The sequence below is a fragment of the Dactylosporangium sp. NPDC050588 genome, from assembly GCF_040654975.1.
GTDB lineage: Bacteria > Actinomycetota > Actinomycetes > Mycobacteriales > Micromonosporaceae > Dactylosporangium > Dactylosporangium maewongense.
In genome coordinates, this window is record NZ_JBFAJA010000096.1 from 29035 (window position 1) to 51785 (window position 22751).

Sequence of the window (22751 nt, forward strand, 5' to 3'; positions counted from 1 at the left end):
GCCGGTGGGTCGCCGCGCCGCGCCTGACACGTCCCAGCCGGTGGGTCGCCGCGCCGCGCCTGACACGTCCCAGCCGGTGGGTCGCCGCGCCGCGCCCGACACGTCGCAGCCGGCGGGTCGCCGGGCCGCTCCCGAGGCCGGCCCTTGGCAGCCCCAGGCCGACCCGGCGGCGCCCCGCGAGCCGGCGACCGGATCCGTGCCGGCCGCCCCACCCGCCTCCCCGCCGGCCGGCCCTCCGCCCGCAGCCGGCCGTGTGTCCGCGACCGGCCGCACCTCGGTGCCCGGACCCGTCACCGGTCGCCCCGGCGTGCCCGAGGTGCCGCCGGCCACCGGCCGCACCGCCGTTCCCGGGCCTGCCACGGGCCGCACGACCGTGCCCGACGCCACCCCCGCCACCCCCGCCGCGGGCCGCACGTCGGTGCCCGGGCCCGTCACGGGGCGCACGTCCGTGCCCGAGGCCGGGCCGGCGACGGGTCGCACGCCGGTGCCCGGCACCGGACCCTCGGTGGGTCGCACAGCAGCGCCCGGGGCAGGGCCGGCGACGGGTCGCGGCAGCGTGCCGTCCGCGTGGGACGCTCCAGCCCGTGAGGCGGCACCGGGCGGACACCGGGCCGCCGACGAGGAGTCGCCGTCGCGCGGGCGGCGGGCCGCGCCCGAACCCCGCCGTGGCGAGCCGGACCTGGAGTCGAGCGGCGGTCGTAGGTCGTTCGAGGCGGCTGCCGGTGCCGTTCCACCGCCGCAGCGTCGTGGCGAACCGGACCTGGAGTCCAGTGGCGGTCGTAGGTCGTTCGAGGCGGCTGCCGGTGCCGTTCCACCGCCGCAGCGTCGTGGCGAACCCGACCTGGAGTCCAGTGGCGGTCGTAGGTCGTTCGAGGCGGCCGGCGGTGCCATCCCGCCGCAGCGTCGCGGCGAGCCTGACCTGGAGTCCAGCGGTAGTCGTAGGTCGTTCGAGGCGGCTGCCGGGCCGATCCCGCCGCAGCGTCGTGGTGAGCCGGATCTGGAGTCGAGCGGCGGTCGTAGGTCGTTCGAGGCGGCCGCCGGCGCCGTCCCGCAGGCGCAGCGCCGCGGCGGCGCCGAGCCGGCCGGCCGCTTCGCCGCCGAGGCAGGTCCCGCCGCCGCCCAGAGCCGCGCCGGCCACGGCTCCGCCGGCTCCAGAGGCGTCGGCTCGCAGCAACCCGGACCGGACAAGACCGGCCCGCAACACACCGGACCGCACGGCCCTGGCACGGGACCGCAGGAGCCCGGACCGTTCGGCGCGCGCGGCCAGGGCGGCCCGCGGACCGGCACCGGCCCCCAGAGCGACCCGCACGGCCGTGCCCAGGGCGAGTCGTACGGGCGCGGCGGACCCCAGGCGGGCGCCCCGGCCGGCAACCAGCACGGCCCCCAGGGCGGCCCGCCCGGCGGCGGTCCCGGCGGCGCGCAGGGTCCGGCGCACCCCGGCGGCGGTCCGCAGCAGCGGGGAGCACAGCAGCGCGGCCCGCACGGCGCGCCCGGCGGGCGGCCACCAGTCAACGCACCGGGCGGGCGGCCCTCGCCCTACGGCGTGCCGCGGCAGCCGGGGGAGGCGCCGCCGAAGCCGTTCGTGGACCTGGCGCGGTTCGACCCCAACCCCGCGACCACGTACCGCGGCATCGCCACCACACCGGGTGCGTTCGACTGGGAGTCCACGACGCAGATCGCGCCGTTCGGGCTGCTGCAGCTCGCGCAGGCCAAGCGGGTGCGGCAGCTGCGCCTCGCGACGATCATCTTCGTGGTGCTCGCGGTGGTGAGCGCGCCCGCGGCGTTCTTCGTGATCCGGGAGTTCACCCGTGACCCGGTGTTCGTGGAGCTCGACAACCTCAACCTTCCGGAGTGGGCGGCCCGCAACCCGACCGACGGGGCGCTCGGCAGCCGCTGGTGCATCCGGGAGTGCCGGTCCCGGCAGCGGACCTGGGAGTCGGCGCGCGGGCCGGAGGAGACCAACCGGGCGTTCGTCGGCAAGCTCAAGGACGCCGGCTGGGTCGAGTGGGACATCCCCGACTGCCAGGCCGAGGGCGTCGACGGGATCGAGACGTGCTGGCAGCGCGACGAATACGTCCTCGACCTGTGGGTGCGCGCGGCCGTCTGCGAGGTGAAGGGCGCCCGCCCGACGGTGAACCCGTCGCAGGCGAACCCGTCCCAGTCGGGCAAGCCGACGCCGAAGGCACCGGCCAGCCAGCCCGCGTCGCAGGACCCGGCGCCGCAGCCGTCGGGGGAGGGCGAGCCGGGCCCCGCGCCCACCGCGATCTGCCCCCTCGCGGTGGCGACCATCAAAGTCTTCAACCGGATCAGCTACGGCCCAGGTGGCGAGCAGGGCGGCGGTTGACGGCGACACCGGCCGGTCGAGAAGCGCCGCCTCATCACGGAGGGTAGGGTTCCTCCGTTGGATGAGCGCATCCACGCGGGTGAAGGAGGAAACGGGCGTGACCGTGTCCCTGGGCGGTATCGCGGCGCTGGTGGCGTCGGGTGGTTTTTTCGTGCTCGTGCTGGTGCTCGCGGTGCCGATCCTCCGGGTCCGGCACACGATCGACGCGGCGACCGGCGCGCTGCGCGACGCTGCGGACCAGACGACCCCCATGCTGGAGCGGATCAACAGCACGATCGACAATGTCAACGTGGCCCTCAGCCAGGTGCACACCACGCTTGACGGGGTGAACATGCAGCTGGCGCGCATCGACACGATCACCGAGAACGTGTCGCACGTGAGCGCCAACGTGGCGAACCTGTCCACAGTGGTCAGTGCGGCCGCGGCGAACCCGCTCGTGAAGGTCGCCGCGTTCGGCTACGGCGTGCGCAAGGCCGCCGCCAACCGCCGCGCCGCCGCCGACGAGGCCGAGGTGCGCGAACAGATCAAGCAGTCGCGGCGCAAGCGCGCCTAGTCGCGCGGACGCTGCCCGTACACCACCTGACAAACGAGACAAGAAAGGTTGAGCCATGCGGCGCATGCTGTGGCTCGGGATCGGACTCGCCATAGGCGCTTTGGTCGTCCGCGCGGTCACCAAGAAAGCGCAGGCCTTCACCCCGCAGGGCATCGCCGCCTCGGCGCGCGACTCGGCCGTCGGCCTCGCCGGCACCGTCCGCGGGTTCGTCGACGACGTGCGTGACGGCATGGCGGAGCGCGAGGCCGAGATCCACGCCGCGTTCGCGGAAGGCGCGACCCTCGACGAAGACCTTTACCCGGAAGGCCGGCAGCACCGATGAAGACCGCGGAGATCAAGCGTCGTTTCCTCGCCCACTTCGAGGGGGCGGGACACACGGTCGTGCCGAGCGCGCCGTTGCCGGCGATCGCCGACCCGAACCTGCTGTTCATCAACGCGGGCATGGTGCAGTTCGTGCCGTTCTTCCTCGGCCAGCGCACGCCGCCCTACCCGCGGGCCGCGAGCGTGCAGAAGTGCATCCGGACGCCGGACATCGACGAGGTCGGCAAGACCAGCCGGCACGGCACGTTCTTCCAGATGAACGGCAACTTCAGCTTCGGCGACTACTTCAAGGACGGCGCGATCAAGCTCGCCTGGGACCTGTCGACCAACCCGGTCGACAAGGGCGGCTTCGGCCTGGACCCGGAGCGGATCTGGGCGACGGTCTACCTCGACGACGACGAGGCGATCGAGATCTGGAAGAAGACCGGCCTGCCCGCCGAGCGGATCGTGCGGCGCGGCAAGAAGGACAACTTCTGGTCGATGGGCATCCCCGGGCCGGCCGGGCCGTGCTCCGAGCTGTACTACGACCGCGGCCCCGCCTACGGCAAGGAGGGCGGCCCGGAGGTCGACGAGGACCGTTACCTGGAGTTCTGGAACCTCGTCTTCATGCAGTACGAGATCACCAACGTGCGGTCGAAGGAGGACTTCGACATCGTCGGTGAGCTGCCGGCGAAGAACATCGACACGGGCATGGGCCTGGAGCGCATCGCCTCGATGCTGCAGGGTGTGGACAACCTGTACGAGATCGACGAGGTCAACCCGATCCTCAGCAAGGCCGCGGAGATGACCGGCAAGCGCTACGGGCAGACCGTGTCGAAGGTGGCCGGCGAGTCGCACCCCGACGACGTGCGGCTGCGCGTCATCGCCGACCACGTCCGCACCGCGCTCATGGTGATCTCCGACGGGGTCACGCCCTCGAACGAGGGCCGCGGCTACGTGCTGCGCCGCATCCTGCGCCGGGCGATCCGCTCGATCCGCCTGCTCGGCTGGCACGAGGGGCCGGCGCTGCCGATCCTGCTGCCGATCGCGCGGGACTGCATGTCACCGTCCTACCCGGAGGTCGCGGCGGACTTCGACCGCATCTCGACGTACGCGTACGGCGAGGAAGAGGCCTTCCTGCAGACGCTGAAGGCGGGCACCACGATCCTCGACACCGCCGTCACGGAGACGCGCGCCGCGTCGAAGACGGTGCTGTCCGGGGACAAGGCGTTCCAGCTGCACGACACGTACGGCTTCCCGATCGACCTGACCCTGGAGATCGCGGCCGAGCAGGGCCTGACGGTCGACGAGGAGGGCTTCCGCCGCCTCATGGCCGAGCAGCGCACCCGCGCCAAGGCCGACGCGAAGGCCCGCAAGACCGGCCACGCCGACCTGTCGCAGTTCCGCGCCGCCCTGGAGCAGGGCGGGCCGGTCGAGTTCACCGGCTACCGCGAGGTGGCCCGGGAGTCGGTCGTGCGGTCGCTGCTCGGTGCCGCCGCGGGGGGCCAGGGCGAGGAGATCTCGCTGGTGCTGGACGCCACCCCGTTCTACGCGGAGGGCGGCGGCCAGATGCCCGACCTGGGTGTCATCACCACCGGCAGCGGCAAGGCCGAGGTCCTCGACGTGCAGAGCCCGCTGCCCGGGCTGATCGTGCACCGGGTGAAGATCCTCGAGGGCGAGATCCGGCCCGGCGAGTCGGCGTTCGCGGAGATCGACACCGCCCGCCGGCGGGCCGTGTCGCGGGCGCACACCGCGACCCACCTCATCCACCAGACGATGCGCAACTTCCTCGGCGAGTCGGCGACCCAGGCGGGCTCGCTCAACGCGCCCGGCCGGCTCCGCTTCGACTTCAACACCCCCGGCGCCGTGCCGCAGAGCGTGCTGCACGACGTCGAGCAGCAGGTGAACGAGGTGCTGCTGCGGGACCTGCTGGTGCACGCGTTCGTCACGTCGCAGGAGGAGGCGCGCAAGCTCGGCGCCATGGCGCTGTTCGGCGAGAAGTACGGCGACGAGGTCCGCGTCGTCGAGGTCGGCGACTACGCCCGCGAGCTCTGCGGCGGCACGCACGTCGAGCGCTCCAGCCAGCTGGGCCTGGTGAAGATCCTCTCCGAGTCGTCGATCGGTTCGGGTGTACGACGGGTCGAGGCGCTCGTCGGCCTGGACGCGTTCGGGCACCTGGCGCGCGAGCACGTCCTCGTGTCGCGCCTGGCCGAGCTCTTCCGGGTCCCGGGCGACCAGGTCGCCGACCGGGTCGAGCAGACCGTCGCGCAGCTGCGCGACGCCGAGCGGGAGCTGGAGAAGCTGCGCACCCAGCTGGTCCTCGCCAACGCCGGCGGGCTCGCCGACGCGGCGAAGGACGTGCACGGCGTCGCGTACGTCGGCACCGAGGCGCCCGAGGGCACCTCCGCGAACGAGGTCCGGACGCTGGTGCAGGAGATCCGCGGCCGGATCCCGGCGGAGCGGCCCGCGGTCGTCGCCGTCGCCGCCCGCGCGGGCGGCAAGGCGTCGCTCGTCGTCGGCCTCAACGCGGCCGCGAAGAGCCGCGGCCTGTCCGCCGGTGACCTGGTCAAGGGCGCCCTGTCCGGCCGTGGCGGCGGCAACGCCGACCTCGCGCAGGGCGGCGGCGTGCCGGCGGCGGAGGCCCCCGCGCTGCTCGCCGCGGTCGAGCGAGCGCTGTAGATCGGCTGGCATGCGGGTAGGTGAATTCGTCGATTCACCTACCCGCGGGCGTTCGCGGGGTGCGCGGTGCGCATAGGGTGCTACCCGTGACGACGCAGCCGTGGACCCGTGGCAGGCGGATCGGCGTCGACGTCGGCAGTGTCCGCGTCGGCGTCGCGATGTGCGATCCGGACGGGATCCTCGCGAGCCCCGTCGCCACCCTGCCGCGCGATCAGGTCACCGAGAGTGACAAGGTTTCTTCCGACATGTCGGAAATCCTGCGGCTGGTCGCGGAACACGAAGTGGTGGAGATCGTTGTCGGCCTGCCGATTAACCTGGCCGGCAAGGAAGGGCCCGCAGCCGTTCTGATCAGGCGATATGCCGACCGTCTGGCGGAGCTGGCGGACCCCGTGCCGGTCTTGCTGACGGACGAGAGGATGTCCACCGCGGCGGCAACACGTAGGCTGTCGGAGCGCGGCGTCCGTGGCAGGCGGCAACGCGCGGTCATCGATCAGGTGGCCGCCGTGGAGATCCTGCAACGATGGCTCGACGCGCGACGGGCCGTTCGCGGCTGAATGCCAGGAGGCGAAGGACAGATGGGCGAGCTTGACCTGGGCTGGGACGACGAGGAGCGGCCCAGCAGACATCGACGCCGCGCCGCGTCCGCTCCGGCCCGTGGCAGACGGAAGGGCCGTGGCGGGAGGACCTTCCTCGCGCTCTTCATCAGTCTGCTGGTCTTCGGTGGTCTCGCGCTGGGCGTCTATGTCGGCGTCGACCGGGTCAAGGACATGTTCACCGCTGCGGACTACAACGGCGGCGGCACCGGCGAAGTGACGGTCGAGGTCCTGCCCAACCAGTATGCCGCCGACATCGCCAACACGTTGGCGGAAAAGGGCGTCGTGAAGAGCGCGAAGGCGTTCGTCGAGGCGGCGAAGAAGGACGAGCGCAGCAAGAAGCTGCAGCCGGGCTTCTACAAGCTGCGCAAGCAGATGGCCGCCGCCCAGGCCCTGTCGATGATGCTCGACCCGAAGAGCCGCCTGGTCAACAAGGTGACGCTGCCCGAGGGCCTCACGTTCCAGGACACCTTCAAGAAGCTGTCCGAGGTCACGAAGATCCCCTACGAGGAGTTCGAGAAGGCCTCGCAGGACACCAAGGCGCTCGGCCTGTCCGACGTGTGGTTCCAGCGTCAGGACGGCAAGGGCGTCGCCAAGAGCATCGAGGGCTTCCTCTTCCCGGCGACCTACGACTTCCCGCCGAACGTCGACGCGACCGCCATCTTGAAGATCATCATCAACCGGTTCAACCAGGAGATCGAGTCCCTCGGGTTCATCGACGGCGTGCAGAGCTCGCTGCACATCTCGCCCTACGAGGCGCTGATCGGCGCGTCGATCGCCCAGGTCGAGGGCCTCGACAAGGACCAGGAGGGCATCGTGCGGGTGCTCTACAACCGGGTCTACTCCGGCAAGTTCCCGTGCAGCTGCCTGCAGGTCGACAGCACCGTCAACTACTACCTGCGGATCACCGGCAAGGGCGCCAAGCCGTCCACCGAGCTGCTCAACTCGGAGCTGCACAACAAGAAGAACCCGTACAACGCCCACGACGTCCCGGGCATGCCGATCGGTCCGATCAGCAACCCCGGCACCAGCGCGCTGAAGGCGGCGATCAACCCGCCGAAGCACGACTACTACTACTTCTGCGCCATCGACACGGCCGGCAACACCGGATACGCCAAGACGTACTCGGAGTTCGAGAAGCTGTGGGCCCAGGCGCAGAAGAACGGCGTCAAGTAGGTGCGTGCCGCCGTCCTCGGCCAGCCGGTGAGCCACTCGCGCTCACCGGCGATCCACAACGCCGGCTACGCGGCCGCCGGGCTGCGCGACTGGACCTACACGGCGATCGAGTGCGGCACCGCGGACCTGCCCGGGTTCGTCGCCGGGCTCTCGCCCGACTGGGCCGGGCTGTCGCTCACCATGCCGCTCAAGGAGGTCGCGCTGACGGTCGCCGCGATGGTCGACCCCTTCGCGGCGGCGATCGGCGCGGCGAACACGCTGGTCCGGCGGGCGTACGGGTGGCACGCGTACAACACCGACGCCCCGGGCATGGTCCGGGCGCTGCTGGAGGCGGGTGTCTCGCGCACGCCGCGGCTCGCCGTGCTCGGTGGCGGCGGCACCGCCCGGGCCGCCCTGGCCGCCGCCGCTTCGTTGTCGGCCGACGTCACGCTGTACACGCGGCGGCTCGAAGCTTTTGAAGAGCTGCTGCCGGTGGCCTCGGCGCTCTCCGTGGACCTCGTGCACGCGCCCTGGTCGTCGCTCGACTCGTGCACCTCGTTCCCCGTGGTGATCTCCACGGTGCCGAAGGGGGCGGCGGACCCGCTCGCGGTCGCGGACTGGTCCGGGCGGCCCGTCGTGTTCGACGCGATCTATGAGCCGTGGCCGACGCCGCTGGCCGCCGCGGCGTCCGCCGCCGGGTGCGCGATCGTGTCAGGGCTCGATCTGCTGCTGTGGCAGGCGGTCGACCAGTTCGAGCTGTTCACCGGCAAAGCGGCACCGGTCGCGGCGATGCGTGCCGCGCTGCGTGCTGTCTAGTGGCTGCCTGCCGCCGGTGGGGCGGCGGTGCGTCCCGCCTGACGGGCTTTGGTGACCTCATTGCGGGAAGTGTCATACCCGCGTGACATGCTTGCCGGGTGTTGCGCTGGTTGACCGCAGGTGAGTCGCATGGCCCGGCACTCGTCGCGATCCTGGAGGGTGTTCCCGCAGGCATCGAGCTGACGAGCGCGTCCGTGGCGGCAGAGTTGGCCCGTCGACGTCTCGGCTATGGCCGCGGCGCGCGGATGGCGTTCGAGCAGGACGTGGTCGAGTTCGTCGGCGGCCTCCGGCACGGGCGCACCCTCGGCAGCCCCGTCGCGATCCGCGTCGGCAACAGCGAGTGGCCGAAGTGGGAGACCGTCATGGCGGCCGATCCCGTCGACCCCGACGTGCTCGCCGCCCAGGCGCGCAACGCGCCGCTGACCCGGCCCCGCCCCGGCCACGCCGACCTCGCCGGCATGCAGAAGTACGGTCACACCGACGCCAGGCCGATCCTGGAGCGGGCCAGCGCGCGGGAGACCGCCGCCCGGGTCGCCGTCGGCACCGTCGCCAAGGCCCTGCTGCGCCAGGCGCTCGGCATCGACATCGTCTCCCACGTCATCGAGCTCGGGTCCGTCGCCGCCAAGCCCGGCCTGCTGCCCCGGCCCGAGGACTTCGACCGCATCGACGCCGACCCGCTGCGCTGCCTCGACCCCGACGCGAGCGCCCGCATGGTCGAGGAGGTCGACGCCGCGAAGAAGGACGCCGACACCCTCGGCGGCATCGTCGAGGTCCTCGCCTATGGCGTCCCGCCGGGCCTCGGCAGCCACGTGCAGTGGGACCGCAAGCTCGACGCCCGCCTCGCCACCGCCCTCATGTCCATCCAGGCGATCAAGGGCGTCGAGATCGGTGACGCGTTCACGCAGGCCCGCTCCCGCGGCTCGCAGGCGCACGACGAGATCATCCCCACCGCCGACGGCGTCCGCCGGGTCACCGACCGCGCCGGCGGTCTCGAGGGCGGCATCACCACCGGCGAGCCGCTGCGGGTCCGCGCCGCGATGAAGCCCATCTCGTCGCTCAACCGGGCACTGCAGACCATCGACGTCACCACCGGCGAGCCCGCCACCGCCATCAACCAGCGCTCCGACGTCTGCGCGGTCCCCGCCGCGGCCGTCGTCGCCGAGGCGATGGTCGCGCTCGTCCTCGCCGAGGCGGCCCTGGAGAAGTTCGGCGGCGACTCGGTCCCCGAGATCCAGCGCAACGTCGCCGGCTACCTGTCGAACCTGGTCATCCGGTGAAGCCTCGCGCCGTCCTCGTCGGCCCGCCCGGAGCGGGCAAGACGACCGTCGGCACGCTGCTCGCCGCCGCGTTGGACGTCCAGTTCCGCGACGTGGACGCCGACATCGAGGCCGTCGCGGGCAAGCCGATCCCGGAGATCTTCATCGACGAGGGCGAGGACCACTTCCGCGCGCTGGAGCGCGCCGCGGTCGCCTCGGCGCTGTCCACGTTCGACGGGGTGCTGGCCCTCGGCGGCGGCGCGATCCTGGCCGCCGAGACCCGCGAGCTGCTCGCCGGGCACACCGTGGTCTACCTGACGGTCGAGCTGTCCGACGCGGTGTCCCGGGTCGGGCTCGGCAGCGGCCGGCCGCTGCTCGCGCTCAACCCGCGGGCCACGCTGAAGTACCTGCTGGATCAGCGGCGGCCGCTGTATGAGCAGGTCGCCACCGTCACCGTCGGCACCGACGGCCGCACCCCCGAGGACATCGCCGAGGAACTGGCCGGCAAGCTGTGACCGCTTCCGCTGCCGTTGTCGCTTGGTTGGAGGGTCTGCTGTGACCGCCGTTTCCGTGGTCGACGTCTCGGGCTACTCCGTCCTGATCGGGCGGGGGCTCTTCGACCGGGTGCCTTCCCTGGTCAGCGGCGCGGCGCAGGTCGCCGTGCTGTTCGCCGGGCCCGTCCGCGGGCACGCCGAGCAGGTCATGGCGGCGCTGCGGGCCGCCGGCCACGGGGTGCTGCCCCTCGAGGTCCCCGACGCCGAGGCGGGCAAGGACATCGCCGTCGCCGCCGGCTGCTGGGACGCGCTGGGGGAGGCCGCGTTCACCCGCAGCGACGCCGTCGTGGGCGTGGGCGGCGGGGCCGTCACCGACGTCGCCGGGTTCGTCGCCGCGAGCTGGCTGCGGGGCGTCCGGCTCGTCCAGGTCCCGACCAGCCTGCTCGGCATGGTCGACGCCGCGGTGGGCGGGAAGACCGGCATCAACACCGCCGCCGGCAAGAACCTCGTCGGCGCCTTCTACCCGCCGGCCGGCGTCGTGTGCGACCTGTCGACCCTGGACACGCTGCCCGCCGACGACCTGCGCGCCGGCATGGCCGAGGTGGTCAAGTGCGGGTTCATCGCCGACCCCACCATCCTCGACCTCGTCGAGGCCGACCCGGCGCTCGCCCTCGACCCGCACGGCGCGGTGCTGCCATCCCTGGTCGAGAAGGCCGTCGCCGTCAAGGCCCGGGTGGTCTCCGCCGACCTGCGCGAGTCCGGCCTGCGCGAGATCCTCAACTACGGTCACACCCTGGGCCACGCGATCGAGCGCCGCGAGCAGTACCGCTGGAAGCACGGCCACGCGGTCTCCGTCGGCCTCGTCTACGCGGCCGAGCTGGGCAGGCTCACCGGCCGCCTCCCCGCCGACGTCGCCGCCCGCCACGCCGCGGTGCTGAAGCTGCTGGACCTGCCTGTCACGTACGACGCCGCCGCCTGGACCGACCTCCACGCCGCGATGCGCGTCGACAAGAAGGCCCGCGGCGCGACGCTGCGCTTCGTCGTGCTGGACGGCCTCGCCACCCCGGGCACCCTCGCCGGCCCACCCGACGACCTGCTCTTCGCCGCCTACGCCGCCGTGGCCGCCTGACCCCACCACACTTCTGGCAAGCCCGCCGGACCAGCCGGTGCCAGCTCACTTCCCATGTTCCCGGAACGGTTCCGGTAGCCCTGCCTACCAGAACCGCCCGGGATCACGGGGCAGAGCGCCGCGTCGATTGCTGGCCTGATGCGCGCCCGGGCTGGTCTCCATGATCCGGAAGAGTTTGTGCTGCTATGACGTCACAAAGTCTTCCGGATCACGGGGTGGCTGGCCGCTGTTGGAGCGGGTGGCTGGCGTCGGCTGGCTCCTCATGATCCCGAACGGTTCTGGTAGCCCTGCCTACCGAAACCGCCCGGGATCATGGGGGAGAGGGCTGTGCCGATTGCTGGACCGGTTGGTACCAGGGCAGTTTTCCGTGATCCGGAAGAGTTTGTGCTGCTATGACGACACAAAGTCTTCCGGATCATGGGGCAGGGGTGCCGGCTGGCTTCTCGTGATCCCGAATGGTTCTGGTGGTTCTGGCTGCTGGAGCCGCACGGGGTCATGGGGGAGAGGGCTGTGTCGATTGCTGGGCTGGCTGGGTGCCTGGGCTGGTTTCCGTGATCCGGAAGAGTTTGTGCTGCTATGACGACATGAAGTCTTCCGGATCATGGGGCAGGGGTGCCGGCTGGCTTCTCGTGATCCCGAATGGTTTTGGTGGTTCTGGCTGCTGGAGCCGCACGGGGTCATGGGGGAGAGGGCTGTGTCGATTGCTGGGCTGGCTGGGTGCCTGGGCTGGTTTCCGTGATCCGGAAGAGTTTGTGCTGCTATGACGACATAAAGTCTTCCGGATCATGGGGTGGGGGTGCTGGGTGGCTTCTCGAGAGGGGGTTGTGTGATCCGGAAGAGTTTGGGTGGCTGTGGTGGTCAGGGGGTGGCGGGGGCTGGGGTGGCAGGGGCTGGGGTGGGGAGCAGGGTGGGCAGGGGTGGGCGCAGGCGCAGGTACAGGATGCCGCCGACGGTGCCGAACACGGCGGCCACGACGGCCTGCGGGTAGGTGGGGGCGCCGAAGGGGAGCAGGAACATCGCGATGCCGACCGAGAGGCGGATCGCGGCGGGAGGCGGGTGGTGCAGGCCGGCCGCGAGCGGGACGATCGGCCACAGCAGGTACCACGGGTGCACGACCGGGCCGCACAGGACGATCGCGGCGAGGGCCAGGCCGAGGCCCGCGACAGGGTTCGGGGCGCGCAGCAGGGCCCAGCCGGCGAGCGCGCAGCCCGCGGCCGCCGCGACGAGGCGGATGACGGCCATCGCGGAGGGGTGGCCGGCGGAGGCGAGGAGCATGCCGACGTCAGTGCTGAGAGAGAGGCCGTTGCGGACGGTGGTGGGGGTGTGCAGGGCTGCGATCCAGCCCAGGCCCAGGCCGGACGCGGCCTGGAGCACGATGAAGGCGAGTCCCGCCCCGGCCGCCGTGCGGATGAGGGCGCCCCGGCGGCCGCGGGTCAGGGCGACGACCGTGATGAGGGCGAGGATCGCGGGCGCCTTGACCAGGGCTGCCGCGACGATGAGGGCGGCGCCGAGCAGGGGGCGGTCGCGGACGGCGGCGAGCAGGCCGGCGGCGACGAGGCCGACCATGAGGGCGTCGTTGTGGACGCCGGCGACGAGGTGGAGCAGGAGCAGCGGGTTGAGCGCGCCGAACCACAGGGCGCGCTGCGGCGGGACGCCGAAGCGGGCGGCGAGGCCCGGCAGGCACGCGACGGCCAGGGCGACCCCGGCCAGGGCGACGAGCCGCATCGCCCAGACGCCCGCGACGGTGTGCTCGCCGGTGACGGCGACGATCATCGACGCGCAGCGCAGGAAGACGGGGCCGTAGGGGGCGGGCGTGTCCTGCCAGATGGGCGGGACGTCCAGGGCGAGGGGGCCGCCGAGCATGGAGGGGCCCCAGCGGTACGCGTCGAGCCCCTGCCGCACCATCGCGCCCTGGGCGAGGTAGCTGTACACGTCGCGGCTGAACATGGGGGCCGTGGCGGCGAGCGGGGCCGCCCACCACAGCAGGGTTTTGATCAGGTCGGCGGGGCGCTGGCCGTCGAGCGTGGACCGCATGCGCAGCCACGCGCCGCACAGCAGCACCAGCCCGAAGTAGGTGACGGCGACGCCCGCGAGGGGGAAGGCGCGCAGCTCGCGGATCAGCGGCCACTCCTCGAACGGGTCGCGGCGAGGAAGGGCGCCGGCGGCGGCGCCACCCAGCGCGATCGCGACGGAACCCGCGAAACCCAGGGTACGGTTGACGATGTCCGGTCTGCCCACTACGGCACACTGGCTGAGTTTCATGTCCTGGTGGCCAATGCGACATGAACTCCGGCCACCTCGACCGGTACACTGCTTCGGGCCTTTCCGCCGGCACGATGCCGCACGGACCAACTGACGAAAGTGACGTCTATCCACATGGCAACCACGAACGACCTGAAGAACGGCCTGGTGCTCAACCTCGACGGCGATCTGTGGGCCGTTGTTGAGTTCCAGCATGTGAAGCCGGGCAAGGGCGGCGCGTTCGTGCGGACCACCCTGAAGAACGTGCTCTCCGGCAAGGTGGTCGACCGCACGTTCAACGCCGGGACGAAGGTCGAGACCGCCACCGTCGACAAGCGGACGATGCAGTATCTGTACATCGACGGCGAAGACTACGTGTTCATGGATCTGCAGTCCTACGAGCAGATCTCCGTCCCCGCCGGCACGGTCGGCGAGGGGACCAAGTTCCTGCTCCCCGAGGCCGAGGTGACGGTGGCGACCCACGAGGGTGTGCCGCTGTACGTCGAGCTGCCGACCTCGGTGATCCTCGAGGTCACCTACACCGAGCCGGGCCTGCAGGGCGACCGCTCCACGGGTGGCACCAAGCCGGCGACGGTCGAGACGGGCGCCACGGTCAACGTGCCGCTGTTCATCAACATCGGCGAGAAGATCAAGGTCGACACCCGCGACAGCCGTTACCTCGGCCGGTCCTGACCGTGTCCTTCAGTGGGGGCTCCTTTCTCGGGGGCGACGTCACCGCGCAGATGACCGCGCGGCGGAAGGCCCGCAAGCGTGCCCTCGACGTGCTCTACCAGGCCGACCTGCGCGGTGAGCCGCGCGGGTCGGTCCTGACGTCCTACGTGGCGAATCTCGAGGAGCCGAAGCCGGGCTACCTGCCGTACACCGTCCAGCTGGTGGAGGGTGTGGAGAGCCACGCCGTCCGGATCGACGAGCTGCTGTCCAGCTACGCCGAGGGGTGGACCCTGGAGCGGATGCCGGTGGTCGACCGGAACCTGGCCCGCATCGCGGTGTACGAGCTGCTCTACAACGACGAGATCGACAACCCCGTGGCGATCACGGAGGCGGTCGAGCTCGCGGAGACGCTGTCGACCGACGACTCGCCTCGCTTCCTCAACGGCATCCTGGGCCGGATCGCCGACTACGCCACGTAAGACGCCGCTGGCAAGCCAGTTGAGCCGGGTGTGATCCGCCGTCGGACGACGGGGGATCCGCCCGGTTTTGTGCGTTTTCATGGGGGCCGGCGGCCCGGCGAGATCATCATCACGCCCTCCGCGGAGGGTGATGTCCGCCCCATCGTGGGCGGGTATCAACGCAAGGAGGGGGCCGCCGGAGCGGCCCCCTCCTTGCTACGGAAGGTCAGGACTGAAACAGGCTGCGCGGGTCGGTGACCAGCACACCGTGCTCGTTGAGCCGCTCGACCAGCCCCGACGGCGAGGCGTCGTAGACGATCGCCAGGGCGCGCAGGTCGTCGGCCCGGATGGACAGCACGCGACCGTTGTAGTCGCCGCGCTGCTGCTGGATGGCGCGCGCGTAGCGGGCCACGTAGGCAAGGTCCTCGGCGCCGGCGTCGTACAGCCGCTCCAGGTCCAGGACGATCTTGTTGGTGGGCTCGTGCCTGACACCGCTGCCCTCGGGCAGCAGCTCGGCGACGGGGACGCGGTAGAACTCGGCGAGCTCGGCCAGGCGGGACACGGTGACGGCCCGGTCGCCCCGCTCATACGAACCGACGACGACGGCCTTCCAGCGCCCTGCCGACTTCTCCTCGACACCCTGCAGAGACAGCCCCTGCTGCTGTCGGATCGAGCGCAGGCGAGCACCAAGAGACTTGGCGTACTCAGACGGCATACGGACACTCCCAGTCACTGGCCTGAGGGGTTTCCCCAGCGATCGCTACGGAGCGTGACCGTAACTGGCAGAAGTCGCGGGGTCAAGTGGTCGAGACCCATCCGTTGCCCAGGTCAGGGCGGTTGTTAGGGTGGTTGCCGTTCGACGTCCTTTAACGACCCGTCCGGTGAGGCGGGGAAGGAGGTCTGGTTTGTCGACCCCGACAACAGGCGCTGAGCTGGGCAAAACCATCCTAACGGCGGCAGATGTCGCCCGTGTGGTGGACCGGATTGCCCATCAGATTCTGGAAAAGACGTCCGGAGCCACCGAAACGGTGCTGCTCGGCATACCTACCCGAGGCGTACCGCTCGCTCGCAGACTCGCCGCCAGGATCGCCACTTTCGAGGGTGCTGAGATCCCGGTGGGTGTGTTGGACATCACGCTCTATCGGGACGATCTTCGCCTCCAGGCGACCCGTGCGCTGGGTCACACGGAGATCCCGCCCGGTGGCCTCGACGGGCGCCGCGTGATCCTCGTCGACGACGTCCTCTTCTCCGGCCGCACGGTCCGCGCGGCCCTCGACGCGCTCAAGGATCTCGGCCGGCCGCGGATGGTCCAGCTGGCGGTCCTCGTCGACCGGGGCCATCGCGAGCTGCCGATCCGCGCCGACTACGTCGGTAAGAACATCCCGACCTCGATCGACGAGAGCGTCCGGGTGTCCGTCGCCGAGCAGGACGGCGACGACGCCGTGGTGATCGTGAGCAAGGAGAGGCAGGCATGAAGCACCTGCTCAGCGCCGCCGACCTGGACGCCGCCGCCGCCACGCTGGTGCTCGACACCGCGGCGGAGATGGCGAGCATCGCGGGGCGCGAGGTGAAGAAGCTGCCCGCGCTGCGGGGGCGCACCGTGGTGAACCTGTTCTACGAGGACTCGACCAGGACCCGGATCTCGTTCGAGGCGGCGGCGAAGCGGCTGTCGGCCGACGTCATCAACTTCTCGGCGAAGGGCTCCAGCGTCTCGAAGGGCGAAAGTCTCAAGGACACCGCCCTGACGCTGCAGGCGATGGGCGCCGACGCGGTCGTGATCCGCCACCCGGCCAGCGGCGCGCCGCACCGGCTCGCCAACTGGGTCGAGGGCAGCGTCGTGAACGCCGGCGACGGCACGCACGAGCACCCGACGCAGGCCCTGCTCGACGCGTACACCATGCGCAACCGCCTCGGCAGGCTCGCCGGGCTCAACGTGGCCATCGTCGGCGACGTGCTGCACTCCAGGGTGGCCAGGTCGAACGTGCAGCTGCTGCACACCCTCGGCGCGAAGGTGACGCTCGTCGCACCGCCCACGCTGCTGCCGGTCGGCGTCGGGGCGTGGCCGGCCAGCACGTCCTACGACCTCGACGCGGTGGTCCCGGATTCCGACGTCGTCATGATGCTGCGGGTCCAGCGGGAAAGAATGAACCAGGCGTACTTCCCCTCGGAGCGGGAGTACGCGCGGCGCTACGGCTTCGACGTGCCGCGCATGAGCCGGCTGCCCGAGCACGCGATCGTCATGCACCCCGGGCCGATGAACCGGGGCATGGAGATCGCGCCCGAGGTCGCGGACTCGCCGCGCTCCACCATCGTCGAACAGGTCGCCAACGGGGTGTCCGTGCGGATGGCCGTCCTCTACCTGCTGCTCGGAGGCAAAGCGTGATCATCTCGGACACCCAGCTGGGCGAGATCACCGTCGAAGACGGGGTTGTTGTCCGCATAAATCCGGACAAAAAGGGTGGCAAGATCGCGCTCCCCGGGCTCGTGGACCTGCACACCCATCTGCGGGAGCCCGGGCGGGAGGACGCCGAGACGGTCGAGTCCGGGTCCCGGGCCGCCGCGCTCGGCGGGTACACGGCCGTGTGCGCGATGGCCAACACGTCACCGGTCGCCGACACGGCCGGCGTCGTGGAGCAGGTGTGGCGCCTGGGCCGCGAGGCGGGGCTCGTCGACGTGCAGCCGATCGGCGCCGTCACCGTCGGGCTGGGCGGCGAGCAGCTCGCCGAGCTCGGTGCGATGGCCGACTCGGCGGCGAAGGTCCGCGTGTTCTCCGACGACGGCCACTGCGTGCACGACCCGCGCCTGATGCGCCGGGCCCTCGAATACGTCAAGGCGTTCGACGGGGTCGTCGCCCAGCACGCCGAGGAGCCGCGGCTGACCACCGGTGCGCAGATGAACGAGGGCGAGGTCGCCGCCCGCCTGGGCATGACCGGCTGGCCGGCCGTCGCCGAGGAGGCGATCATCGCCCGGGACGTGCTCCTCGCCGGCCACGTCGGCGCCCGCCTGCACATCTGCCACGTGTCGACCGCCGGCAGCGTCGAGCTGATCCGCTGGGCGAAGTCCAAGGGCTGGCGGGTGACCGCCGAGGTGACGCCGCACCACCTGCTGCTCACTGAGGACCTCGCCGTCGACTACGACCCGGTGTACAAGGTGAACCCCCCGCTGCGGACCCAGGCCGACGTGCTCGCGCTGCGCAAGGGCCTGCAGGACGGCACGATCGACTGCGTCGCGACCGACCACGCCCCGCACAGCGTCGAGGACAAGGAGTGCGAGTGGGCGTACGCCAGGCCGGGGATGCTCGGCCTGGAGACCGCCCTGGCGATCGTCGTACAGACGATGGGGCCGCAGTGGGACAGGATCACGGACTGGATGTCCGTCGCGCCGGCGAAGATCGCCGGTCTGACCGGGCACGGCCACGCCCTGAAGGTCGGTCAGGTCGCGAACATCGCGGTCTTCGATCCGGAGGTCCGGTGGACGGTCGACCCGACCGCCCTGGCCAGCCGGTCACGCAACACCCCATACGCCGGGATGGAGCTGCGCGGTCGCGTCGAGGCGACCTACCTGCGCGGCGAGCCGACGGTGTTGAACGGAAAGGCGACTCGGTGAAGCGCAGAGCAGCATTGTTGGTACTGGAGGACGGCCGCACCTTCCGCGGCGAGGCCTTCGGCAGCATCGGGGAGACCTTCGGCGAGGCGGTGTTCAACACCGGCATGACCGGCTACCAGGAGACGCTGACCGACCCGTCCTACCACCGGCAGGTCGTCGTGCAGACCGCGCCGCAGATCGGCAACACCGGGATCAACGTCGAGGACGACGAGTCGGGCCGCGTCTGGGTCGCCGGTTACGTGGTGCGCGACCCCGCCCGGTCCTACTCCAACTGGCGCGCCTCCGGCAGCCTCCAGGACCGGCTCGCGGTCGAGGGGATCGTCGGGATCAGCGGCGTCGACACCCGCGCCCTCACCCGCCACCTGCGCGAGCGCGGCGCGATGCGCGTCGGCGTCTCCAGCGTCGACGACGACCGCGACGGCATCCTCGAGCGCGTCCGCCAGCAGCCCGAGATGCTCGGCGCGGACCTGTCCGCCGAGGTGAGCACGCCCGAGCGGTACACCGTGGAGGCCGAGGGCGAGCACCGCTTCACGGTGGCCGCGATCGACCTGGGCATCAAGCGCAACGTCCCGCGCCGGCTGGCCGCCCGCGGCGTGACCACCCACGTGCTGCCCGCGAGCACCACCCTGGAGGACATCCGCGCGCTGAACGCCGACGCGGTGTTCTTCTCGCCCGGCCCGGGCGACCCGGCCACCGCCGACGGTCCGGTCGCGCTGGCCAAATCGGTTCTGTCGGCAAAAATCCCGCTCTTCGGCATCTGCTTCGGCAGCCAGATCCTCGGCCGCGCGCTCGGGTTCGGCACGTACAAGCTGGGCTACGGCCACCGCGGGATCAATCAGCCCGTCCTGGACCGGACCACCGGCAAGGTCGAGGTCACCAGCCACAACCACGGCTTCGCCGTGGACGCGCCGATCGACACAAGGACGAGCACCGAGTTCGGCGAGGTCGAGGTCAGCCACGTCTGCCTCAACGACAACGTCGTCGAGGGCCTGCGCTGCCTCGACGTGCCGGCCTTCACCGTCCAGTACCACCCGGAGGCGGCAGCGGGGCCGCACGACGCGGACTACCTGTTCGACAGATTCGCGGAGTTGATGAAAACCAATGCCTAAGCGGACCGATCTCCGGCACGTCCTCGTCATCGGCTCCGGCCCGATCGTCATCGGCCAGGCGTGCGAGTTCGACTACTCCGGCACCCAGGCGTGCCGTGTCCTGCGCGCCGAAGGGCTGCGGGTCAGCCTCGTCAACTCCAACCCGGCCACCATCATGACCGACCCGGAGTTCGCCGACGCCACGTACGTCGAGCCGATCACCCCCGAGTTCGTCGAGCAGGTCATCGCCAAGGAGCGCCCCGACGCGCTGCTCGCCACGCTCGGCGGGCAGACCGCGCTCAACACCGCCGTCGCGCTGCACGAGGCGGGCGTGCTGGACAAGTACGGCGTCGAGCTCATCGGCGCCAACATCGACGCCATCCGGCGTGGCGAGGACCGGCAGCTGTTCAAGGACATCGTCGCCAAGGCCGGCGGCGAGACCCCGCGCAGCCGGGTGTGCCACTCGATGGACGAGGTCCGCGCGACCGTCGCCGAGCTCGGCCTGCCGGTCGTCATCCGCCCGTCGTTCACCATGGGCGGGCTCGGCTCCGGCATGGCGCACACCGACGCCGACCTCGAGCGGCTCGCCGGTGGCGGCCTCGTCGCCTCCCCGGTGCACGAGGTCCTCATCGAGGAGAGCGTGCTCGGCTGGAAGGAGTACGAGCTGGAGCTGATGCGCGACAAGCACGACAACGTGGTCGTCGTCTGCTCCATCGAGAACGTCGACGCGATGGGCGTGCACACCGGCGACTCCGTGACCGTCGCGCCCGCCATGACGCTCACCGACGTCGAGTACCAGCGGCTGCGCGACCTCGGCATCGCCGTGCTGCGCGAGGTCGGCGTCGACACCGGCGGCTGCAACATCCAGTTCGCGGTGCACCCGCAGACCGGCCGGCTGGTCGTCATCGAGATGAACCCGCGCGTCTCCCGCTCCAGCGCCCTGGCCAGCAAGGCGACCGGCTTCCCGATCGCGAAGATCGCCGCGAAGCTCGCCATCGGCTACACCCTGGACGAGATCCCCAACGACATCACCCTCAAGACGCCGGCGGCGTTCGAGCCCTCGCTCGACTACGTCGTGGTGAAGATCCCGCGGTTCGCGTTCGAGAAGTTCCCCGGCGCGGACGCGGAGCTGACCACGACCATGAAGTCGGTCGGCGAGGCCATGTCGATGGGCCGCACCTTCCAGGAGGCCCTGGGCAAGGCGATGCGGTCGATGGAGACCAAGGCCGCCGGCTTCTGGACCTACCCCGACAAGGCGGGCGTCGACCCGATCGAAGCGCTGAAGGTGCCGCACGACGGCCGGCTGTACACCGCCGAACGCGCGCTGCGGGAGGGGCACAGCGTCGCGGCCGTGTCCGAGGCGAGCGGCTTCGACCCGTGGTTCGTCGACCAGATCGCCGCGCTCGTCGACCTGCGCGCCGAGATCCTCAGCGCCGCCGTGCTCGACGAGCCGCTGCTGCGCACGGCGAAGCGGGCCGGCCTGTCCGACCGGCAGATCGCCGCGCTGCGGCCCGAGTTCGCCGGCGAGGACGGCGTGCGCAGCCTCCGCCAGCGGCTCGGCCTGCGGCCCGTCTACAAGACCGTCGACACCTGCGCCGCCGAGTTCGCGGCCGGCACCCCGTACCACTACAGCACCTACGAGGAGGAGACCGAGGTCGTCCCGTCGGACCGGCCCAAGGTCATCATCCTGGGCTCCGGGCCGAACCGGATCGGGCAGGGCATCGAGTTCGACTACTCGTGCGTGCACGCGGTCATGGCGCTGCGCGCCAAGGGCTTCGAGACCGTCATGGTCAACTGCAACCCGGAGACGGTGTCCACCGACTACGACACCGCGGACCGGCTGTACTTCGAGCCGCTCACGTTCGAGGACGTCCTGGAGGTCGTGCACGCCGAGGACGAGTCCGGCAAGGCCGCCGGCGGCCCCGGCGTCGTCGGCGTCGTCGTGCAGCTCGGCGGGCAGACCCCGCTCGGCCTCGCCCAGCAGCTCGCCGACGCGGGCGTGCCGATCGTCGGCACCTCGCCCGAGGCGATCGACCTGGCCGAGGACCGCGGCGCGTTCGGCAAGCTCCTCACCGGGGCCGGCCTGACCGCGCCGGCGCACGGCACCGCGACCAGCTTCGGCGAGGCCAAGCTCATCGCCGACGAGATCGGCTACCCGGTGCTGGTGCGGCCCTCGTACGTGCTGGGCGGCCGCGGCATGGAGATCGTCTACGACGAGCAGACCCTGCGCGGCTACATCGCCCGGGCCACCGAGATCTCCCCGGCGCACCCGGTGCTGGTCGACCGGTTCCTCGACGACGCCATCGAGATCGACGTCGACGCGCTGTGCGACAAGGACGGCGAGGTCTACGTCGGCGGGATCATGGAGCACATCGAGGAGGCCGGCATCCACTCCGGCGACTCCTCCTGCGTGCTGCCGCCGATCACCCTCGCCGGGATGCACCTGGACGAGGTGCGGCGCTACACGGTCGCCCTCGCCCGTGGCATCGGCGTCCAGGGGCTGCTCAACGTCCAGTACGCGCTGAAGGACGACGTCCTGTACGTCCTGGAGGCCAACCCGCGCGCGTCGCGCACCGTGCCGTTCGTGTCGAAGGCGACGGCGGTGCCCCTGGCGAAGGCCGCGGCCCGCATCGCGCTCGGCGCCACGATCGCCGAGCTGCGCGCCGAGGGCCTGCTGCCCGAGACCGGTGACGGCGGCACCCCGCCGGAGCACGCGCCGATCGCGGTCAAGGAGGCGGTGCTGCCGTTCAAGCGCTTCCGCACGATCGAGGGCAAGGGCGTGGACAACCTGCTCGGCCCGGAGATGAAGTCGACCGGTGAGGTCATGGGCATCGACACGTCCTTCGGCCACGCCTTCGCGAAGTCGCAGGCCGCCGCGTACGGGTCGCTGCCCACCACGGGCACGGTGCTGGTCACGGTCGCCAACCGGGACAAGCGTGGCATCGTGTTCCCGGTCAAGCGGCTCGCCGACCTCGGCTTCTCGATCGTCGCCACCGCCGGCACCGGGCAGGTGCTGCGCCGGTACGGGGTCGCCTGCGAGATCGTGCCGAAGCACTTCGAGGAGGGCGGCGGCCGCAACGCCGTGTCGATGATCGCCGGCGGCGAGGTCGCCCTGGTGATCAACACCCCGCAGGGCTCCAGCGGCCGGCAGGACGGCTACGAGATCCGCAGCGCGGCGGTCGTCGCCGACATCCCGTGCATCACCACGCTGCCGGGCGCGGCGGCCGCGGTCATGGGCGTCGAGGCGCTGCTGCGCGGCGAGATGACGGTCCGGCCGCTGCAGGAGCTGCACGCCGCCCTGCGCGGGCAGCAGTGAGCGGCCAGCGGAGCGGCTCGGGCCGCTCACGGGCAGTGCAGGTTCGGCTCG

At 71.5% G+C, this 22751-nt stretch carries 19 protein-coding genes; 17 read left to right on the top strand and 2 right to left on the bottom strand.

The genetic code is table 11. From position 1 onward, the window contains the following. The 10 genes from AB0I21_RS47185 to aroB all read left to right on the top strand — a co-directional run. Positions 1 to 2344: hypothetical protein (locus tag AB0I21_RS47185; protein WP_360570954.1), on the top strand; the 2344-nt coding region annotated here is incomplete at its 5' end. A gap of 103 nt (positions 2345 to 2447) precedes the next feature. After that, on the top strand, positions 2448 to 2897 hold the full coding sequence (locus tag AB0I21_RS47190; protein ID WP_344503657.1) for a DUF948 domain-containing protein: 450 nt from the start codon (positions 2448 to 2450) through the stop codon (positions 2895 to 2897). Positions 2898 to 2952: 55 nt separating this feature from the next. Further along, on the top strand, positions 2953 to 3219 hold the full coding sequence (locus AB0I21_RS47195; RefSeq protein WP_344503550.1) for a hypothetical protein: 267 nt from the start codon (positions 2953 to 2955) through the stop codon (positions 3217 to 3219). Further along, positions 3216 to 5876, top strand: a complete 2661-nt coding sequence (gene alaS, locus AB0I21_RS47200) for an alanine--tRNA ligase (protein ID WP_360570957.1) — start codon at positions 3216 to 3218, stop codon at positions 5874 to 5876. Before AB0I21_RS47195 ends, alaS begins: the two co-directional genes overlap by 4 nt. A gap of 86 nt (positions 5877 to 5962) precedes the next feature. Continuing rightward, positions 5963 to 6430 carry a Holliday junction resolvase RuvX gene (ruvX, locus tag AB0I21_RS47205; RefSeq protein ID WP_360570959.1) on the top strand — a complete coding sequence of 156 codons (468 nt, stop codon included), beginning with the start codon at positions 5963 to 5965 and terminating at the stop codon, positions 6428 to 6430. Positions 6431 to 6451: 21 nt separating this feature from the next. Next, the gene (gene mltG / locus AB0I21_RS47210) at positions 6452 to 7645 is read left to right on the top strand and encodes an endolytic transglycosylase MltG (RefSeq protein ID WP_360570961.1); all 1194 of its coding nucleotides are present in this window, start codon (positions 6452 to 6454) and stop codon (positions 7643 to 7645) included. Beyond that, positions 7646 to 8440, top strand: a complete 795-nt coding sequence (locus tag AB0I21_RS47215) for a shikimate dehydrogenase (protein WP_360570963.1) — start codon at positions 7646 to 7648, stop codon at positions 8438 to 8440. 98 nt (positions 8441 to 8538) lie between these two features. After that, complete coding sequence (gene aroC, locus AB0I21_RS47220) at positions 8539 to 9717, top strand: chorismate synthase (protein ID WP_360570965.1); 1179 nt, start codon at positions 8539 to 8541, stop codon at positions 9715 to 9717. Continuing rightward, entirely contained in the window at positions 9714 to 10211 is a 498-nt protein-coding gene (locus AB0I21_RS47225; protein WP_360570967.1) for a shikimate kinase, read from the top strand. Before aroC ends, AB0I21_RS47225 begins: the two co-directional genes overlap by 4 nt. 40 nt (positions 10212 to 10251) lie before the next feature. Beyond that, positions 10252 to 11319, top strand: coding sequence for a 3-dehydroquinate synthase (aroB, locus tag AB0I21_RS47230; protein ID WP_360570969.1), 1068 nt, complete (start codon positions 10252 to 10254; stop codon positions 11317 to 11319). A gap of 858 nt (positions 11320 to 12177) precedes the next feature. Here aroB and mptB read toward each other — a convergent pair. Beyond that, complete coding sequence (gene mptB, locus AB0I21_RS47235) at positions 12178 to 13557, bottom strand: polyprenol phosphomannose-dependent alpha 1,6 mannosyltransferase MptB (RefSeq protein ID WP_360570971.1); 1380 nt, start codon at positions 13555 to 13557, stop codon at positions 12178 to 12180. Positions 13558 to 13695: 138 nt separating this feature from the next. On the opposite strand from mptB, the gene efp reads away from it, so the two are divergent. Both efp and nusB read left to right on the top strand, forming a co-directional pair. Then, on the top strand, positions 13696 to 14253 hold the full coding sequence (gene efp, locus AB0I21_RS47240; protein ID WP_344503560.1) for an elongation factor P: 558 nt from the start codon (positions 13696 to 13698) through the stop codon (positions 14251 to 14253). A 50-nt stretch (positions 14254 to 14303) separates the two neighbouring features. Next, positions 14304 to 14711 carry a transcription antitermination factor NusB gene (gene nusB / locus AB0I21_RS47245; protein ID WP_344503658.1) on the top strand — a complete coding sequence of 136 codons (408 nt, stop codon included), beginning with the start codon at positions 14304 to 14306 and terminating at the stop codon, positions 14709 to 14711. A gap of 205 nt (positions 14712 to 14916) precedes the next feature. Here nusB and AB0I21_RS47250 read toward each other — a convergent pair whose 3' ends face one another. Then, the gene (locus AB0I21_RS47250; protein WP_033356835.1) at positions 14917 to 15405 is read right to left on the bottom strand and encodes a transcriptional regulator; all 489 of its coding nucleotides are present in this window, start codon (positions 15403 to 15405) and stop codon (positions 14917 to 14919) included. A gap of 190 nt (positions 15406 to 15595) precedes the next feature. On the opposite strand from AB0I21_RS47250, the gene pyrR reads away from it, so the two are divergent. Genes pyrR through carB form a run of 5 tightly spaced genes read left to right on the top strand, consistent with a single transcriptional unit; the run spans position 15596 to position 22700 of the window. After that, a complete protein-coding gene (pyrR, locus tag AB0I21_RS47255; protein WP_344503561.1) occupies positions 15596 to 16165 on the top strand; it encodes a bifunctional pyr operon transcriptional regulator/uracil phosphoribosyltransferase PyrR in 570 nt (189 codons plus the stop codon). Beyond that, positions 16162 to 17073: an aspartate carbamoyltransferase catalytic subunit gene (locus tag AB0I21_RS47260; protein ID WP_344503562.1), complete on the top strand. Its 912-nt coding sequence runs from the start codon at positions 16162 to 16164 to the stop codon at positions 17071 to 17073. Before pyrR ends, AB0I21_RS47260 begins: the two co-directional genes overlap by 4 nt. After that, complete coding sequence (locus AB0I21_RS47265) at positions 17070 to 18296, top strand: dihydroorotase (protein ID WP_360570973.1); 1227 nt, start codon at positions 17070 to 17072, stop codon at positions 18294 to 18296. The genes AB0I21_RS47260 and AB0I21_RS47265 overlap by 4 nt, the downstream gene beginning before the upstream one ends. Next, positions 18293 to 19405 (top strand): glutamine-hydrolyzing carbamoyl-phosphate synthase small subunit, encoded by a 1113-nt coding sequence (carA, locus tag AB0I21_RS47270; RefSeq protein WP_360570975.1) that lies wholly within the window; start codon positions 18293 to 18295, stop codon positions 19403 to 19405. Before AB0I21_RS47265 ends, carA begins: the two co-directional genes overlap by 4 nt. Beyond that, positions 19398 to 22700, top strand: coding sequence for a carbamoyl-phosphate synthase large subunit (gene carB / locus AB0I21_RS47275; RefSeq protein WP_360570978.1), 3303 nt, complete (start codon positions 19398 to 19400; stop codon positions 22698 to 22700). The genes carA and carB overlap by 8 nt, the downstream gene beginning before the upstream one ends. Positions 22701 to 22751 lie beyond the last annotated feature (51 nt).

What these genes read in the sequence shown, in the direction of transcription:
- AB0I21_RS47195 (WP_344503550.1), top strand. Translation starts at nt 2,953, where the DNA reads ATGCGGCGCATGCTGTGGCTCGGGATCGGACTCGCCATAGGCGCTTTG.
- alaS (WP_360570957.1), top strand. Translation starts at nt 3,216, where the DNA reads ATGAAGACCGCGGAGATCAAGCGTCGTTTCCTCGCCCACTTCGAGGGG.
- mltG (WP_360570961.1), top strand. Translation starts at nt 6,452, where the DNA reads ATGGGCGAGCTTGACCTGGGCTGGGACGACGAGGAGCGGCCCAGCAGA.
- efp (WP_344503560.1), top strand. Translation starts at nt 13,696, where the DNA reads ATGGCAACCACGAACGACCTGAAGAACGGCCTGGTGCTCAACCTCGAC.
- nusB (WP_344503658.1), top strand. Translation starts at nt 14,304, where the DNA reads ATGACCGCGCGGCGGAAGGCCCGCAAGCGTGCCCTCGACGTGCTCTAC.
- AB0I21_RS47250 (WP_033356835.1), bottom strand. Translation starts at nt 15,405, where the DNA reads ATGCCGTCTGAGTACGCCAAGTCTCTTGGTGCTCGCCTGCGCTCGATC.
- AB0I21_RS47260 (WP_344503562.1), top strand. Translation starts at nt 16,162, where the DNA reads ATGAAGCACCTGCTCAGCGCCGCCGACCTGGACGCCGCCGCCGCCACG.
- carB (WP_360570978.1), top strand. Translation starts at nt 19,398, where the DNA reads ATGCCTAAGCGGACCGATCTCCGGCACGTCCTCGTCATCGGCTCCGGC.